Origin of the sequence: Desertivibrio insolitus, from assembly GCF_017355965.1 — a bacterium.
Classification (GTDB): domain Bacteria; phylum Actinomycetota; class Actinomycetes; order Actinomycetales; family Microbacteriaceae; genus JAFIQW01.
In genome coordinates, this window is sequence record NZ_JAFIQW010000004.1 from 136,960 (window position 1) to 153,499 (window position 16,540).

Sequence of the window (16,540 nt, forward strand, 5' to 3'; positions counted from 1 at the left end):
GCGCAGCTGACGCCATCGGGCGGCGCCGCGCCGACCGGCCCGCCGACCTAGGCTCGAGCGCATGATCACGGATGCCCCGCAGCGCGTGCTCGACGAGCTGACCCGCGCGCTCGGGCCGGCGCTCGTCACCGACCCCGCCGCGCTCGCGCCCCTGCGCGCCGACCGCTCCGGGCACAGCTCGCCGGCCGCGCCGCTCGCCCTCGTCGAGGCCCGGAGCGTCGAGGACGTGCAGGCCACCCTGCGCATCGCGAACGCGCACGGCGTGCCCGTCGTGCCGCGCGGCGCGGGCACCGGACTCGCCGGGGGAGCGATCGCCGGCGAGGACGAGCTCGTGCTGTCGACGCTCGCCATGAACCGCATCCTCGAGGTCGATCCCGTCGACGAGATCGCCGTCGTCGAGCCCGGCATCCTCAACGGCGCGTTCAACGACGCGCTGGCCGAGCACGGGCTGTGGTTCGCGCCCGACCCGGCGAGCCGGGCGATCTCCACGGTCGGCGGGAACATCGCGACCAACGCCGGCGGCCTGCTCTGCGCGAAGTACGGCGTCACCCGCGAGGCCGTGCTCGGGCTCGACGTGGTGCTCGCCGACGGCACGCTGCTGCGCGTCGGCCGGCGCAGCCTCAAGGGCGTGACCGGCCTCGACCTCACCGGGCTCTTCGTCGGCTCGGAGGGCACGCTCGGCGTCATCGTCGGCGCCACCGTGCGCGTACGGCCGCGGGTGTCCGGCGCGATCGCCACGATCGGCGCGTGGTTCCCCGACGTGCACTCCGCCGCATCCGCCTGCACGGCGGTCGGAGCGACGCGCGTGCGTCCTGCCGTGCTCGAGCTCATGGACGCGGCCTCGCTCGCCGCGATCGCCGGCTACCTCGGCCCGCAGCTCGAACCGAAGGGCGCCGTATACGTGCTCGCGCAGGCCGACGGGCCGGCCGCCGCGAGCGAGGCCGACACGATCGCCGACGCACTGCGCGCCTCAGGAGGCATCGTCGAGGCGACGACGGATGCCGCGGAGGGGGAGCGCCTGCTCGCCGTCCGCCGCTCCGCGCACCCGGCCTACGCGGCGCTCGGCTCCACGCTCATCGAGGACGTGTGCGTGCCGCGCTCGAAGCTCGCCGCCATGTTCGACGCGATCGGCGACATCGAGCGCCGCTACGGCCTCACCATCCCCACCCTCGCCCACGCCGGGGACGGCAACCTGCATCCCAACTTCATCTTCGGCGAGCCCGGGTCGGTCACGACCGAGGTGCCGGAGGAGATCTGGCGGGCGGCCGACGACCTGTTCCGCTCCGCGCTGCAGCTCGGCGGCACGCTCACGGGCGAGCACGGCGTCGGCATCCTCAAGAAGCGGTGGCTCGCCGACGAGCTGGGGGAGCGGCAGGTCGACTTGCAGCGCGACCTGCGGAGGGTGTTCGATCCGCGCGGCATCCTGAACCCCGGAAAGGTGTTCTGACCAGCGCGATTTAGAGTCGATACTCAGGAATAGACTTCCGCCCCCTCCGGTTGTACCCGGCGTGAGTACGACAATGACCCCCCGCCGCCGCTCCCGCGTGCGCATCCGTCCCGGCACGGGTCAGCTCCGCGTGCGCCTCGGCGCCGTCGCCCTCAACGGCGACGCAGCGGGCACCATCGAGGCCGTCGGCCCCGAACTCGTCGGCTTCGCCAACGGGGATCGGGTCGCGTTCCGGGGTGCACCCCTCGACCCCCAAGCCGTCCGCACCATCGACGCCAAGGACGTCGTCGGCGTCCCCCGCGACGTCACCGACGCCCAGGCCGCAGCCTTCCTCAGCGACGGCCTGCGCGCCCGCATGCTTCTCCGCGAGCGCGGCCCCATCGGCCGCGGCGACCGCGTCGTCGTGCTCGACCGTGAGCGCGGCATCGGCGCCATGGCCGCCGCGATGGTGCTCGCCCTCGGCGCAGAGGTCGTCGACGACCCCGAGCGGGCCGTCGCCGTGCTCGACCCCGCCGACGTCACCCGCCGCCCCATCCGCGGCTACGGCACCCTCGCCCAGAACGCCGCCGACCTGTTCACCGCGGTGCGCCGCGGCGACTTCGACTGCGTGCCGCTCACGACCTACCCCATCGAGGAGCTCACCGAGGCGGGGGACGTCGCGGAGCGCTGTCAGGGCATGATCGTGCTCGAGCCCTCCTCGGTGAACGCCGCCGCCTGATTCCCGGCTAGCGTGGGGGAGGTGAGCGCCACGCCGCCGAACCAGCCCCCGTACATGCCCGGCTACCCGCGCGCAGAGCGCCCGTGGCCGGGCCACGTCGGCGCCGCCGACCAGCGGGTGCAGCAGTCGTTCTACGCCGGGCCGCCCGCCCCTGCGCGGCGCGGCGCCGGCACCGGCGCGCTCGTCGCCGCGATCCTCGGCTTCGTCCTGCTCGGCCTGCTCGGGCTTCTCGTCGTACTTTTCCTCGTCGGCAGCGTCGGCCCCGTCGCGTTCGCGATCGCGGGCGTCATGGCCCTCGTGCCGCTCGGCATCGTGCTGCTCGCCGTTCGCTGGATCGACCGCTGGGAGCCGGAACCGCGCGGCGCGCTCATCTTCGGCTTCGGCTGGGGCGCCATCGTGGCCGTCCTCGGCGCGCTCCTCATCGGCTTCCTCGTCGAGGCGGGCCTCGCCGCGACCGGCCTCTACGGCGGCTGGTACGACTTCTTCGGCGCCGCCGTGCAGGCGCCCATCACGGAGGAGTTCGGCAAGGGCCTCGGCGTGCTCGTGCTCTTCCTCGCGCTCCGCCGGCACTTCGACGGCCCGGTCGACGGGATCGTCTACGCCGCCGTCGTCGCGGCGGGCTTCGCCTTCACAGAGAACATCCTCTACTTCGGCAGCGCGCTCATCGACGGCTCGTCGGTGGCCGTGACGGTCGAGACCTTCATCATCCGCGGGCTCCTGTCGCCGTTCGCGCACGTCATGTTCACCTCGGCCACGGGCCTCGCCATCGGTTACGCCGCCCGCTTCGGCAGCAACTGGATGGGCGTGCTGTTCTTCCTGATCGGTCTCGTGCCGGCGATGCTGCTGCACGGCCTCTGGAACGGCGCGCTGTTCTTCGTCGGCGACTTCTACGCCTATTACCTCGTGGTGCAGGTCCCGCTGTTCCTCTTCGCGATCGGCATCGTGATGTTCCTGCTCTCCGTCGAGCGCCGCGTCACGCGCGCCCGGCTGCTCGAGTACGCCCAGGCCGGCTGGTTCACCCCCGACGAGGCGGTCATGCTCTCGACCTCCGACGGGCGCGGGCGGCTCCGCCGCTGGGCGGTCTCCCGCGGCCGCGGTCCGCAGATGCGCCGCTTCATCACGGATGCCACGCGGCTCGCCCACGCCCGTCAGCGGGTGCTCAGCGGTCGCGCCGCCGCCCTCCGCGACGAGGCCGACCTGCTCGCCGCGATCGTGCAGGACCGGCGCGAGATCGGCGCCTGACGCGTCATCCGTCGCCGCCGGCGTCCAGACTCCGGACACGGGACGCCAAGGCTCGCCGCCTAGCGTTGCCCGTGAGTTGCCGCAGCCGCCGTCGCCCGACGGTTTGAGCCTCACGTGGCAAGGGAACGGAGGGGACATGGCCGACACCTACACCGCGACGCTCGACAACGGTCAGACGACCGAGACCGTCGAACTGGAGCTCATCGCGGGCGAACCGCAGAAGTCCTTCACCCGCGCGTCGGAGGTGAACGGGGAGGAGGTCGAGCTGCTCTGGGAGCTCGACCAGGACTCTCCCGACTACACCTACCGACCGCAGTTCCTCGCGAACCACGACTACAACTGACGCGACCGAGGGCCGCGCACCGCGAGGGTGCGCGGCCCTCGGCATGTCCGCCGCCGGGAACGGATGACGAGTAGACTCGAACGCCGATTCCTGAGGGGGTAGCGAATGGCGTCCGAGCTCGAACGGGAGCAGGAGTACGTCTCGGGGCTGTACGCCCGGCTGGACGCCATCAAGAGCGAGACGCGCGCACAGCTCACCGAGGTGCGGCGGCAGCAGGTCGGCGGCAACCACCAGGCGCGCTCCGAGCGCGACGCGTTCGCCCGCATCTACGAGGACCGCATCGCTCAGCTCGACGAGGTCGACGAGCGCCTGGTGTTCGGCCGACTCGAGCTCGAGGACGGCGAGGACGACACCGAGCTGCGCTACATCGGCCGCATCGGCCTGCGCGACGCCGACCTCGAGCCGATCCTCCTCGACTGGCGCGTGCCGAAGGCGAGCGCGTTCTACCAGGCGACCGCCGCGAACCCCATGGGCGCGCGGGCACGCCGGCACCTCATGACGCGCGGACGCAAGGTCATCCGGATCGAGGACGAGGTCTTCGACGAGGAGCTCCTCGGCAGCGACTCGGTGCAGCTGCAGGGCGAGGGCGCCCTGCTCGCGGCCCTCACCGCGCAGCGGACCGGACGGATGGGCGACATCGTCGCCACGATCCAGGCCGAGCAGGACCGCATCATCCGTTCCGAGCTGCGCGGCGTGCTCGTCGTGCAGGGTGGACCCGGCACCGGCAAGACCGCCGTCGCCCTGCACCGCGCCGCCTACCTGCTGTACGCGCACCGCGAGCGCCTCGCCCGCTCCGGCGTGCTCATCGTCGGCCCGAGCCGCTCGTTCCTCGAGTACATCGAGCAGGTGCTGCCCTCGCTCGGCGAGTCGGGTGTGGTGCTGATGAGCGTCGGACAGCTCTACCCCGGCGTGGAGGCGACGACCGACGACCCCGCGGATGCCGCGGCGCTGAAGGGCGACGCCCGGATGGCCGACCTCATCAAGCGCGCCGTGCGGTCGCGTCAGGTCGTGCCGAGCGAGACGCAGTACCTCGACGTGAACGGCACGAGCCTGCGGGTGCGGCCCGAGGTGATCGCCCGGGCCATGCGTCGCGCGCAGGAGCGCAACGAGCCGCACAACGTCGCCCGCGTCACGTTCAACCGTCTCGCGCTGCGCGAGCTCAGCCGGCTGCTGGCCGAGCAGCTGCGCCGAGGCGGCAGCACGGTCGACGACGACGACCTCCCCGTGCTCGCGGCCGACCTGCGCGACAGCTACGACGTGCGCGTCGCGCTCAACACCGCGTGGATGCCGCTGACGCCCGAGAAGCTCGTGCAGGACCTGTGGGCCCGCCCCAACTGGTTCGCGAGCCTCACGCCCGACTGGACGGAGGCGGAGCGCCGCGCGGTGCGCCGCGGGCGCGACGAGCCGTTCACCGTCAGCGACATCCCGCTCCTCGACGAGGCCGCCGAGCACCTCGGCGCCTTCGACCCGGCCGGCGACGCGCGCAAGCGCGAGGCCGCGCGGCAGCGCGAGCGCGACCTCGAGAACGCCGAGCACGCCATTCAGAACATGCAGGTCGAGGGCATGGTGAGCGCCGAGACCCTCGCCGCCGGCTTCGCCGAGAGCGCCGAGCGCCTGACCACCGCCGAGCGGGCGGCGACCGACCGCACGTGGGCCTTCGGCCACATCGTGGTCGACGAGGCGCAGGAGCTGTCGCCCATGCAGTGGCGCCTGCTGCGCCGCCGAGCCCCGCTGCGCAGCTTCACGATCGTGGGCGACATCGCCCAGGCGAGCACCGTGACCGCCGCCGACGACTGGGGGAGCGCGCTCGCGACCCTCACGCAGGACTTCGTGCTCGAGGAGCTGACGGTCAACTACCGCACGCCGCAGCAGATCACGGAGCTGGCCGAGCGCGTCGCGCGCGAGCGAGGGCTGCCGATCACGCCGTCCCGCGCCGTGCGTGCGAGCGAGTGGGACGTCTTCCGCACGGAGTCCGCCGGCCGCCCGGTCCCGGCGGCGGTCGAAGCCGTCGCAGCGGATCGCGCGCTCGGCCGGCCGGGCTCGCTCGCGGTGATCGCGCCGTCCGCCCTCGTCGAACCGCTCGCCGCGGCGCTCGAGTCGCAGCACGGCGGTGACGTCGCCCTCGGCCGCCGCACGCTCGCCGCCCCCATCACGGTGCTGACGCCGCAGGAGTCGAAGGGCCTCGAGTTCGACGCGGTCGTGCTCGTGGATCCGGACGCGATCGCGGCCGACGGGCCGCGCGGGCCGAGCGCGCTCTACGTCGCGATGACGCGCCCGACGCAGCGATTGCACCTCGTTATGGGGTGAATCCTCGCGACACGCCGCGGAGGAGTTGCGTAACCCTCAAGCTGAGGGTGAAAGTTTGACCCAGTACTACTGGGAGACAACATCGTGGCACAGCACAGAGCGTCCTTCTGGGGACGACACTCCCGCGCCCGGCACCGCGGGCCCGGATCCGTCGAACGCGCCTACCGTCGCGCGCATCACGCCGCCATCCGTGGCGCCGTCGGCCTCACCCTGATCACCACGATGCTCTGGTACACCCCCGCCTTCGACCGGCAGGTGTAGTCGCTCGCAGGCGCACGCGATAGGACTGAAGGATGAGCGCGCGCCTCGACTCCTTCATGGACGACTACCTCTCCGCCTGGGAGAGCAACGACCCGGCCGAGATCGGGGCCCTGTTCACCGAGGACGCCGTCTACCACCCCGACCCCTGGGGCGACGGCTGGCAGGGCGTCGACGACATCGTCGAGAACTGGATCGAGCGCCAGGACGACCCCGGCACGTGGGAGTTCGAGTGGTCGGTGCTCGTCGAGCAGGGCGACCTCGCGATCGTCGAGGGTGAAACCCGTTACGACGACGGCACCACGTACTCGAACCTCTGGATCATCCGCTTCGCGCCCGACGGCCGCGTCCACGAGTTCACCGAGTGGTGGCAGGACCAGGCGGACCCCAGTTGATCCGCGCGGTCAGGGTGCCGCGCTTCGGCGGGCCCGAGGTGCTCACCGTCGAGCGGCTCGACCCCGAGGCCCCCGGTCCCGGGCAGGTGCGCGTCGCCGTCCGCACAGCCGGGCTGAACCCCGTCGACTCGTCGATTCGCCGCGGACCCAACGCCTACGGCTTCGAGCCGCCGCTGACGAACGGGCGGGAGCTCGCGGGCGTCGTGGAATCAGTGGGGCCGGATGTCTCGCGGCTCGCGCCCGGCGACGAGGTCTTCGGCACGATCCCGATCGGCGCGCAGGCGGAGCTCGTCGTCGCCGATGAGGAGCAGTTCGCGCTCAAGCCGGCCGCGCTGCCCTGGGAGGTCGCCGGCGGCCTCGCCCTCGCCGGGCAGACGGCCTGGGACGAGCTCGCCTCCCAGCACGTCACCGCCGCCGACGTCGTGCTCGTGAGCGCAGCGGCCGGCGGCGTCGGCGTGATCGCGGCCCAGCTCGCGCTGAAGCTCGGCGCGATCGTGCTCGGCACCGCGAGCGAGCGCAACCACGAGTTCCTCCGCGGGCTCGGCGTCGTGCCGCTCGCCTACGGCGAGGGACTGCGCGAGCGGCTGGAGCAGTTGCCGCGCGTCACCGTCGTGCTCGACCACGCCGGGCCGGAGACGCTTCGCACCGCGCTGGGGCTCGGCGTCGACCCTCGGCGCATCAATACCATCGCGACCGACCCCGCACCCTTCGGCGTGCAGCGGGTCGGCCGCGGACCGCGTGACATCCGCGCCCTCTCGACCCTCGCCGACCTCGTCGTCGACGGCACGCTGCAGGTGCCCGTCGACTCGACGTGGGCGATGGACGACGTCGTCGACGCGTACCGGCGCCTCGAGGGTCGCCACCTCCGGGGAAAGGTCGTGCTCGAGATCGCGGCGCGCTGAGCCGCCGCTCCGCTACAACCGCGCGGCCACCCGTCGCGGCCGAGTCGGGAGCGGAGCGTCGAGAGCGTCGGTGATGCGCGCGATCGTGCCCTCGGGGTCGCGCATCCAGCCCGGCAGCCACACGCGCACGACCGCCGGCCAGCCCATGAGCTCCCCGAGCAGGGCCGGAGCGCCGTCGCGATCGGCGACGGTGGGACGTGACGCCCACAGCGGACCGTCGACGAGCACGGCCACCCGCCACGCGTCCGCGCCCGGCCGGCGCGCCGCGAGGTCGACGCGGAACGACGACAGCCCGAGATCCGTCTCGACCTCGTACCCGCGGTCACGCAGCTCGGTTGCGAGCTCGGCGACGATGCGGCCGCGGTTCGACGAGGGCGGCGACGCGGCCTCGAGGCGGCGGTCGGCCGCGAAGTCGAGGTACTTCCGCAGGTCGTGCAGCCCGCGGGCCGACGTGCGCGCGAGATCGAGGTGCTGCGGGTCGAAGGAGGAGAACAGCACGACCTCGTTGCGGGCACGCGTGATCGCGACGTTGAGCCGCCGTTCGCCGCCCGGCAGATTGAGCGGGCCGAAGTTCAGTGGCAGCAGGCCGGTGTCGGGGTCGACGGAGAACGCGAGCGAGAACAGGATCACGTCGCGCTCGTCGCCCTGCACGTTCTCGAGGTTCTTGACGAAGAGCGGGGCGTCGGGGCTCGTCAGCGCGCGCTGCACGGCCGGGTCGCCGCCGTCCTCGAGCATCGTGAGGATCAGGTCGCGCTGCTGCACGTTGAAGCAGACGACGCCGATCGACTCGGTGCGGCGCGAGGGGTGCGACAGCCGCGCGGTGACCTCATCGACGACCGCCTGCGCCTCCGCCTGGTTCGTGCGGCTCCGGCCGCGGTCGAACATCCCCTCGAGGCGCCGGAGCGACAGCCCGCCCTGCCCGTGGCCCGGAGCGGGCAGGGTCACGAGGCGGCCGTCGTAGTACGCGGCGTTGGAGAACGCGATGAGGCTCTCGTCGCGGGAGCGGTAGTGCCACTCGAGCGAGAGTCTGGGCAGCCCGGACTCGACGGCCTCGTCGAGGATGCTCTCGAGGTCCTCGACCGCGTCGAGCGGCGACGCGGCGGCCTCCAGCTGCATCATCCGGGTGGGCGGCATCTGCTTGGAGTCGCCGACGACGACCACGGACTTCGCGCGGCCCATCGAGCCGATCGCCTGCGGAACGCGGATCTGCGAGGCCTCGTCGAAGACGACGAGATCGAACTCGATGCTCGTCGCGTCGAGGAAGTGCGCGACCGAGCCGGGGCTCATCAGGAAGCACGGGGTGAGCGCCGTCAGCGCCCCCGGATAGCGCCGGGTCAGCTCACGGAAGCTCAGACCGCCGCGCTTGCGGTCGAGCTGCCGCTTGAGCTCGGCGATCTCGCCGTGCAGGTTGGCGATGTCGAACGGTCGCCGGACGAGGATCGACGCGGCGATGCCGGCCGGCGCGGCGGCGCGGGCCGCCGCCGACTCCGTGAGGTAGCCGTCGACCGCACGCTGCTGGGCGTCGCTGTCGAAGGCGCCGAGCCCGGATGCCGCGAAGCGCTCCTCGAGCGACGCCCGCGCGAGCGAACGCAGCAGCGCCTCGGGGGCGTCCGCGGGAGAGAGGAGCCCCGCGCCGACCCGGTCGGCGAGTCCGGACAGCCCGAGCTCGGCGAGGGCGGAGAGCAGACGCCGGGTCTCGGCGAAGCGCTGTGGTTGGAGGGCGCCGGTGCTCGCGACATCCGCCTGCCAGCGCGGGAGGTCGCTGCGCCAGGCGTCGAGCCAGTCGCGGCCCGCGCACCACTGCCGCACGGACGCGGACGTCGCGCCGAGCGCGGCGAGCAGCCTTCCCCAGACGCCGTCGAGGTCGCGCAGGGCGGCGGCGTCGGTCGCGGAGGCGTCGGCCACGAGGGCGAGCGCGTCGGGCGCGTGCCGTTCGAGCCGGAGCAGGGCCCGCACGGCCCAGGCCGCCGCCGTCAGCTGCTCGTCGGCGCCGGGGGCGTACGGCCGCCACGACATCGGCAGCAGGAGCCCGGGCAGCGCGTCCCGGGCGGCGAGCAGCGGCTGCGCCTCACGGCGCGCGTCGGCGAGCCGACGGAGCACCGTCGTGAGCTCGGTGTCGGGCACGGTGGCGGGGTCGGCGAGCAGCGGTTCGAGGCGGCGCCGGATGCCGCGGCGCCGCAGCCCCGGCAGGAACCAGGCGTCGTCGAGCTTCGCCGCCCGCTCGATCAGCTCGTCGAGCTCCTCGAGCTCGATCGCGGCGGGGGTGGCGAGCGCGAGGGTGTCGGCGTGCCGCTCGCGGTAGTCCGCGAGCTCCCGCTTGAGGTCGTCCGCGGCGGCGTGCCACGTCGACCGTTCGAACTCCGGCAGGAACCGCCGTTCCGGCAGCAGCCCGACGTCGCGTGCGCCGAGCAGGCCGACGACCGCCCCGAGCAGCGCGCCGGGCGGGGTCGACGCGACCGCGGAGCGCCAGGCGGGGGAGAGCTCGTCGACGCGGGCACGTGCCGCGGCCACGTCGCCGAGGGCGGCGGAGAGCCTGGCGGGGTCGAGCGCCGCGGCATCCGTCGCTCCCGAGAGCACCCACGGATGCGCGGGCGTCAGCCCGAACGCGGTCGCCGCGGCGGCCAGGTCGTCGGTGAGCCGGACGGGATCGCCGTCGGCGGACGCGAGCACCGCCGGCGGCACGGGCACGACGGGCCCGTCGCCCAGTGCCGCGGCCGCGTCGTACGCCGACCACAGCGAGTAGCCGCGGGCGTTCTGCGCGTGCACCGCCGCCGGGTGCGCCGTGAGGGTCGTGAGCGCGCGCCGCAGACGGGCGTCGGTCGCGCGCAGCACGGCCTCGTCGACGTCGACGTCGTGCGCGAGCGCCTTGCGCAACTGGTCGCGGATCGAGTTGGTCGACTGCTTCGGGCCGTGCAGCTCGAGCGCGAAGGCGCCCAGGCCGACGGCGTCGAGCCGGCGGGCGACGACGTCGAGGGCCGCCTGCTTCTCGGCGACGAAGAGCACGGTGCGGCCCTGGTCGAGCGCGTGCGCGATGAGGTTCGTGATCGTCTGGGACTTGCCCGTGCCGGGAGGTCCCTCCAGCACGAAGGACTCGCCGGCCGTCGCGCGGACGATGGCCTTGAGCTGCGACCCGTCGGCCGCGATCGGGAGCCGGAGGGACCCCTCGTCGACGGCCGGGGTCGCTCCCGCGGCCGGATCGTGGAACGTCTCGCCGGGGCGCTCGACGAGGTGGCGCACGACCCGGTTCTCGAGCAGCTGCGGCCAGTGCGCGTCGAGGTCCTTCCAGATCTGGAACGTCGGGAAACGGAGGATCGCGAGGCACGCGGTCTCCTCGATCCGGAACGGCAGCTCCGCCTCGAGCAGCTGACGGCGGATCGCCGCGAACGTCGCCTGAACCGCGAGCCCGTCCTCGTCGAGCAGCGGCTGCGCGAGGGCGTCGAGCTCGACACCCTTCGTCGCACGGAGCCACTCGAGCAGGCACAGGTTCGGCTCGGCCAGCTCCGACCCGTCGAGCTGCATCGAGAACGGTGCGGATGCCATGCCGCCGCTCAGCCGCACGGGGAGCAGGAACAGGGGCGCGCGCGCCTCCCGGCCGTCCTCCCGCGTGTGCACGAGCACACCGAGACCGAGGTAGAGGTAGTTGCTGCCCGTCTCCTGCTCGAGCGTGTCGGCCTCGCGCTTCATCGCGCGCAGCTGCGTCCGATGCGCGTCCTCGGTCAGGGTCGAGTAGATCGTGCGGGTGGTCTGGAACATCGTCGTCATGACGCCAGTCGCCACCTCGTGCGCGGACCCGACACCGGCCAGCCGCTGCAACTCCGACGACTCCGCCCCGACGCCCAGCCGCACGCTCTTGCCGGAATGCACGACGTCGTCGAGCGCCGGCAGCATCCCGTCCGGCACCGCGAGGTCGAGCACCCGGCGGTTGCGCGGCAGGTTGAGCAGCGGGTTGCGCAGCGTGAGGTCGAGCAGGTCGCGCTTCCACACCTGCACGCGGGCGGGAGCGGGGTCGGACCCGTCGCGGACCCCGCGCACGAGCTCCGGCGTGTCGGCGGGAGCGGATGCCGGGCGCCCGGCGGCCCCGAGCACCGGACGCACCCCGTCGAGCCGCGCCCGGGCGACGTCGACCATCGCGTCGAGCGGGCGGAGCGGCGCCCGGAAGTAGGAGGACGCCAGCGCGACGGCGTCGGGGTACGAGGCGGCGCCGCGCCCGGCGGCGAGGGCGCCGACCTCGACCGCGACGACCTGATCGGTCGCTACGAGGTTGGCCGCGGTGTTGCCGCCCGTGACGGCGTCGAGCGCCCCGGGGCGGTGCTCGGTCGCGAAGCCGGTGAAGGCGCCGCCGTCGGCGAGGAAGAGCACGGGGTCGAGCCCGGCGGCCTCGAGGCACCCGGCGTAGAGCAGCGCGAGGTCGAGCGAGGTGCCGAGGCGGTCGCGCAGCACCTCGTCGGGGAGGCGCACGCGGCTGGGCGCGGCGGGGGAGGCGACGTGGCTGATCTCCAGAGAGCGGAGCGTCTCGAAGATCGCCGCGGCCACCGCGGGCGCGCGCTCGGCACCGTCGGCGTAGCCGTTCGTCCGGCCGTCCCCGGTCGTGTCGGCGAGCAGGCGCGAGGCAGCCCGCAGCACGGGCTCGACAGCGGCAGCACCGGGGGTCACGAGCGTGGCGAGGGACGCCGGCGATGCGTCCTCGGGCAGCGCGCCGGGATCGTCGACGGCTACCGGCACCCGGAGGGTGGGTCCGGCGCCGGCGGTGCGGGCGCCGAGCACGACGGTGCCGGTGGCGGCCCGCCCCGCGCGCAGCAGGGCCTCGCCGAGCGGGGCGAGCTCCGCCGCGGCCGCCGAGTGGCGGGCGCCGGGTGGCACGGGGCCGTCGAGGCGCAGGCTCACCGTCTGCTCCGTGCCGTCGTCGAGCACGAGCCGGGCGCCGAAGTCGACCGCCCCGAGCCATCCGTCGCCGGTGTTCGTCACCGACAGCGCGCGCACCGCGGGGACCCCGCTCGCGACGAGCGCGTGATTGACCGTGCCCTGGACCTCGAACCGCAGGGCGAGCCCGCCTGCCTCCTGCTCGAGAACCTCGTAGACCTCGCGCATCTCGTCCTTCGTCCGCAGCCGATCGGGTGCTGGCAGCCTACGTCCGGCCGGGGACAACGCCCGGGCCATCCGCTCGTGTCGCGGGGAAGCGGTGAGCGCTGTCTCAGTCGCGGATGCAGGCGCCCGCAGCGACGGGGTCGGTGAGGCCGGGGGCCTGGTCGACGACGGGCTGCAGTTCGGCCATCGTGGAGGCGTAGCCGACGTTCTCGACGTCGGCGCCCTTGGCGAAGACGAGCCCGATGACGGCCCCGTCGGTCGTCAGCAGCGGGCCGCCGGAGTTGCCCGGCTCGACGTCGGAGGCGAGGGTGTAGACCTCGCGGGGCTGCGGATCGGCGCCGTAGATGTCCTGCACGGCGAGCGTGCCGACCTGCAGCACTCCGGCGGGGATCGACGTGAACGGTCCGCCGAACGGATAGCCCTGCACCGCGCCGTTCGTGCCGGGCGCGGCGGTCGCCGCGGTCGGCAGCGTGGCGGCGGCGAGCCCGGGCACGTCGAGCACCGCGATGTCGTCGACCGGGTCGAAGTAGACGACGGAGGCCGGCCGGGCGGTCTCGCCGGGAGCCTCGACGAACGGCTCGTCGACGCCCGCCACGACGTGCGCGTTCGTGATGACGCGGTCGTCGGCGGCGACGAAGCCGCTGCCGGACTGCCCCTGGCCGCAGGCGAGGGCCGTGCCCGTGATGCGCACGACGCTCGCCGCCGCGGTGGTCAGGCCGGGCGAGGCGAGGTCGACCTCCGGCAGCGTCGGCGGCGCTCCCTCGAACGCGTCGACGATCGTCGGGATGCCCTCCTCGGTCGCGTACGACCGGGCCTGGGCGAGCCAGGTCTTCGCCGCCTGCGGCGTCGCGGCGTCGATCGTGCGGAGCACGGTCGAGCCGGAGATCGCGGGCGAGAGCACCGGGATGCCGAGCGGGGCGACCCCCGAGGCGACGGTCGAGGCGACGAGCGCCGCGACGACCGGGGCGGCGACGCCGCCCGCGAGGCGGTCGACGGTGCGGAGCGGGGAGTCGCGGCGGGGCGCGACGGCGCCGGAGATGGCGACGCCGATGGCGTTGCCGACGCTGATCAGCAGCAGGGCGACGGCGAGGATCGCGGGCACCCGCCATGCGGCATCCGTCACCCACTGGCTGACGAGGGGGATCGAGAGGTAGGCGAGCACACCGCCCGCGACGACCCCCGCGATGCCGCCGAGACTGCGCACGAATCCGTTGCGGATGCCGGCCGCGAGGTACCCGAGCAGCACCAGGACGAGGAGCAGGTCGAGGACGATCGCGGCCATCACGACTACACCGTAGTGGGCTGCCTCCACAGACGCCGCGTGGCTGCGGCCGCGCCCTGCGACAGCGCCTCGAGCTTCGCCCAGGCGATCTGCGGGTGGATCCGGCCGCCGAGCCCGCAGTCGGTCGAGGCGATGACGCGCTCGCGCCCGACCCGGGAGGCGAAGCGCTCGATCCGGTCGGCGACGAGCTCGGGGTGCTCGAGCACGTTGGTCGCGTGGCTGACGACGCCGGGCAGGATCACCTTGCCCTCGGGCAGCTCGACGTCGTCCCAGACGCGCCACTCGTGCTCGTGCCGCACGTTCGCCGCCTCGAACGAGTAGCCGCCCGCGTCGATCTCGAGCATGAGGTCGACGATGTGCCGGAACTCGACGTCGGTCGAGTGGGGGCCGTGCCACGACCCCCAACACAGGTGGAAGCGCACCTGCTCGGTGGGCAGCCCGCGCAGCGCCCAGTTGAGCGCCTCGACGCGGATGCGGGTGAAGGCCCGGTAGTCCTCGATCGAGGGCTCGGGGTTGATCTGGTCGAAGTTCTCGGCGATCGACGGGTCGTCGATCTGCACGATCAGCCCGGCATCCACGATCGCCCGGTACTCCTCGCGCATGACCTCCGCCCACGCCCAGATGTGCTCCTCCTCGGTCGCGTAGTGCCGGTTCGCGATCCGGGCGCCGGAGCCGGGGGAGAGGGAGGTGAGGAAGCCGGTCTCGAGTCCCGCGGCCGCGAGGCCCTGCCTGAGGTTCGCGATGTCGGAGGCGATCGCCTCGTGCCCGCGGTACGAGAGCGGGCCGGTCGTCGTCGGGAACGCCGTCGCGGTCCTGCCCGTCGAGATGCCGCTGTCGGGGTCCTGGTACGCGTCGAAGAAGATCGTCCAGTCGCGCCGGTCGGGGAAGCTCGTGAGCCGCACGTCGCCGGGTGCGCTGCGCACCGGCTGCTGCGTGAAGAGGTTCTCCTCGGTCACCGACAGGCCGGCGACGCGCTGGAACGAGTACGACCACCACGCGCCGTAGTCGACGGCACTCGTCATGGCCTTGCCGTACTCGCCGTCGCCCGGGATGGTGATGCCCGCGTCCCGCTGGCGGCGCACGAGGTCGGTCACCGCGTCGGAGAGCAGCGCCTCGAACTCGGGGGTGCGGGCGAGGGTGAACCCGTCGTCCTCGAGACGGCGTGCCTCGTTCGCGGCGAGCAGTTCGGCAGTGCGCGGGAGGCTCCCGGCGTGCGAGGTCTGGATGGCGTCGTCGGCGTTCGGCATGCTCCGACACTGGCACCGACGGATGCCGCCGCACCAGGGCTCTTACGTCGTGTTACCGGTGGTCGGGCTCGCGGAGTGCGCCCGCCCCCCAGGTCACGGGCGCACTGCACGAGCCCGGCCCCGAGCCTCGGGGGCGGACACCGGACGTGCCGGCGCTTCCACTGTAGGGAAACTCCAAGCGATGGCGCTTCCCCGCAAGAGGGGGACACGCGGGGTACGAGTCGGTACCGGCGCCGGTCGGCAGGGAAGCGCCTCTGCTATTCTTCTGCGGTTGCCGTCAAACGGCCGCGGACAAAGAGAGCTCATCCATCGGGGATCGGGCGCCGCGCAACGAGAGAAAGGGGATCCCATCTATGGCACTTGAAGCCGATGTCAAGAAGGCGATCATCGAAGAGTACGCAACCCACCCCGGTGACACCGGATCCCCCGAGGTCCAGGTCGCGGTTCTGACCCGTCGGATCAAGGACCTGACCGAGCACCTCAAGGAGCACAAGCACGACCACCACTCGCGTCGTGGTCTGCTGCTGCTCGTGGGTCAGCGTCGGCGCCTGCTGGGCTACCTGCAGGACATCGACATCAACCGGTACCGCTCGCTCATCGAGCGTCTGGGTCTGCGCCGCTAGTCGCGCCTCCTACTCGGCGAAGGGCCGTCACCCCACGGGGTGGCGGCCCTTCATCGTTTCCGCGGTCGGGTTCATCGCCCGCCTGCTCCCGGCAGGTGCCGCCGCTCAGGCAGGGCGGATAGCCTGACGGAATGTCTCTGCTGTCCCGACTGCTCGGCGGCCGTCGCGCCGGACCCGAGAAGCTCAGCTGGAACCTTCTCGGCCTGCAGGCCCCCGCGACGATCGAGCTCGGCAGCGACTCGTTCACGCCGGGCGGGCCGCTCCGGCAGCCGCAGGCGGGGCCGCTCGTCGGCGACAACGTCTCGCCCGAGCTGCACTGGACGCTCGTGCCCACGACGACGGCGGAGCTCGTGCTCGTGCTCGAGGACCCGGATGCCCCGGGGCGCAGGCCGCTCGTGCACACCGTCGCCCGCATGGAGCCGCACGTCAAGGCGATCCCCGCCGGCGGGCTGGCCCCGAAGGAGCTGCCGGCCGGGGTCACGCTCGTGCGCGGCACGCTCGGCAACCTCGGTTACATCGGGCCGACCCCGCCGAAGGGGCACGGACCGCACCGCTACGTCTTCCAGCTCTACGCGCTCGACGCGCCGCTCGAGCTGCCCCGCACGGCGGGCGCACGCAGCGTCATCCGCGGCATGCGCGGACACGTGCTCGCGCGCGCCCGCATCGTGGGGACGTACGAGCGCAGCTGAGG

Annotated in this window: 13 protein-coding genes; 10 read left to right on the forward strand and 3 right to left on the reverse strand. The window is 73.4% G+C overall.

Features of this window, described 5'->3' with window-relative positions; translation table 11 throughout:
* Positions 1–61: 61 nt before the first annotated feature.
* From JUB10_RS10175 to JUB10_RS10210, 8 genes are all read left to right on the forward strand, one after another.
* The gene (locus JUB10_RS10175; protein ID WP_207456398.1) at positions 62–1,447 is read left to right on the forward strand and encodes an FAD-binding oxidoreductase; all 1,386 of its coding nucleotides are present in this window, start codon (positions 62–64) and stop codon (positions 1,445–1,447) included.
* Positions 1,448–1,520: 73 nt separating this feature from the next.
* A complete protein-coding gene (locus tag JUB10_RS10180) occupies positions 1,521–2,165 on the forward strand; it encodes an MDR/zinc-dependent alcohol dehydrogenase-like family protein (protein WP_207456400.1) in 645 nt (214 codons plus the stop codon).
* Between the two features lie 21 nt (positions 2,166–2,186).
* Complete coding sequence (locus JUB10_RS10185; RefSeq protein WP_207456401.1) at positions 2,187–3,407, forward strand: PrsW family intramembrane metalloprotease; 1,221 nt, start codon at positions 2,187–2,189, stop codon at positions 3,405–3,407.
* Positions 3,408–3,543: 136 nt separating this feature from the next.
* Positions 3,544–3,750 (forward strand): hypothetical protein, encoded by a 207-nt coding sequence (locus JUB10_RS10190; RefSeq protein WP_207456403.1) that lies wholly within the window; start codon positions 3,544–3,546, stop codon positions 3,748–3,750.
* Between the two features lie 105 nt (positions 3,751–3,855).
* Positions 3,856–6,057: a HelD family protein gene (locus tag JUB10_RS10195; RefSeq protein ID WP_207456405.1), complete on the forward strand. Its 2,202-nt coding sequence runs from the start codon at positions 3,856–3,858 to the stop codon at positions 6,055–6,057.
* A gap of 84 nt (positions 6,058–6,141) precedes the next feature.
* A complete protein-coding gene (locus tag JUB10_RS10200; RefSeq protein ID WP_207456407.1) occupies positions 6,142–6,318 on the forward strand; it encodes a hypothetical protein in 177 nt (58 codons plus the stop codon).
* A gap of 32 nt (positions 6,319–6,350) precedes the next feature.
* The gene (locus JUB10_RS10205) at positions 6,351–6,710 is read left to right on the forward strand and encodes a nuclear transport factor 2 family protein (protein WP_207456409.1); all 360 of its coding nucleotides are present in this window, start codon (positions 6,351–6,353) and stop codon (positions 6,708–6,710) included.
* On the forward strand, positions 6,707–7,612 hold the full coding sequence (locus JUB10_RS10210; protein ID WP_207456410.1) for an NADP-dependent oxidoreductase: 906 nt from the start codon (positions 6,707–6,709) through the stop codon (positions 7,610–7,612). The genes JUB10_RS10205 and JUB10_RS10210 overlap by 4 nt, the downstream gene beginning before the upstream one ends.
* Before the next feature lie 12 nt (positions 7,613–7,624).
* On the opposite strand, the gene JUB10_RS10215 is transcribed toward JUB10_RS10210, so the two are convergent.
* The 3 genes from JUB10_RS10215 to JUB10_RS10225 form a co-directional block, all read right to left on the reverse strand.
* Entirely contained in the window at positions 7,625–12,700 is a 5,076-nt protein-coding gene (locus JUB10_RS10215; protein WP_207456412.1) for a DUF4011 domain-containing protein, read from the reverse strand.
* 103 nt (positions 12,701–12,803) lie between these two features.
* Positions 12,804–13,979, reverse strand: coding sequence for a MarP family serine protease (locus JUB10_RS10220; RefSeq protein ID WP_207456419.1), 1,176 nt, complete (start codon positions 13,977–13,979; stop codon positions 12,804–12,806).
* Positions 13,980–13,984: 5 nt separating this feature from the next.
* On the reverse strand, positions 13,985–15,226 hold the full coding sequence (locus JUB10_RS10225; RefSeq protein WP_207456421.1) for a cobalamin-independent methionine synthase II family protein: 1,242 nt from the start codon (positions 15,224–15,226) through the stop codon (positions 13,985–13,987).
* A 353-nt stretch (positions 15,227–15,579) separates the two neighbouring features.
* On the opposite strand from JUB10_RS10225, the gene rpsO reads away from it, so the two are divergent.
* Both rpsO and JUB10_RS10235 read left to right on the forward strand, forming a co-directional pair.
* The gene (gene rpsO, locus JUB10_RS10230; protein WP_207456435.1) at positions 15,580–15,849 is read left to right on the forward strand and encodes a 30S ribosomal protein S15; all 270 of its coding nucleotides are present in this window, start codon (positions 15,580–15,582) and stop codon (positions 15,847–15,849) included.
* 131 nt (positions 15,850–15,980) lie between these two features.
* On the forward strand, positions 15,981–16,538 hold the full coding sequence (locus tag JUB10_RS10235; RefSeq protein WP_207456437.1) for a YbhB/YbcL family Raf kinase inhibitor-like protein: 558 nt from the start codon (positions 15,981–15,983) through the stop codon (positions 16,536–16,538).
* The last annotated feature ends 2 nt before the right edge of the window (positions 16,539–16,540 follow it).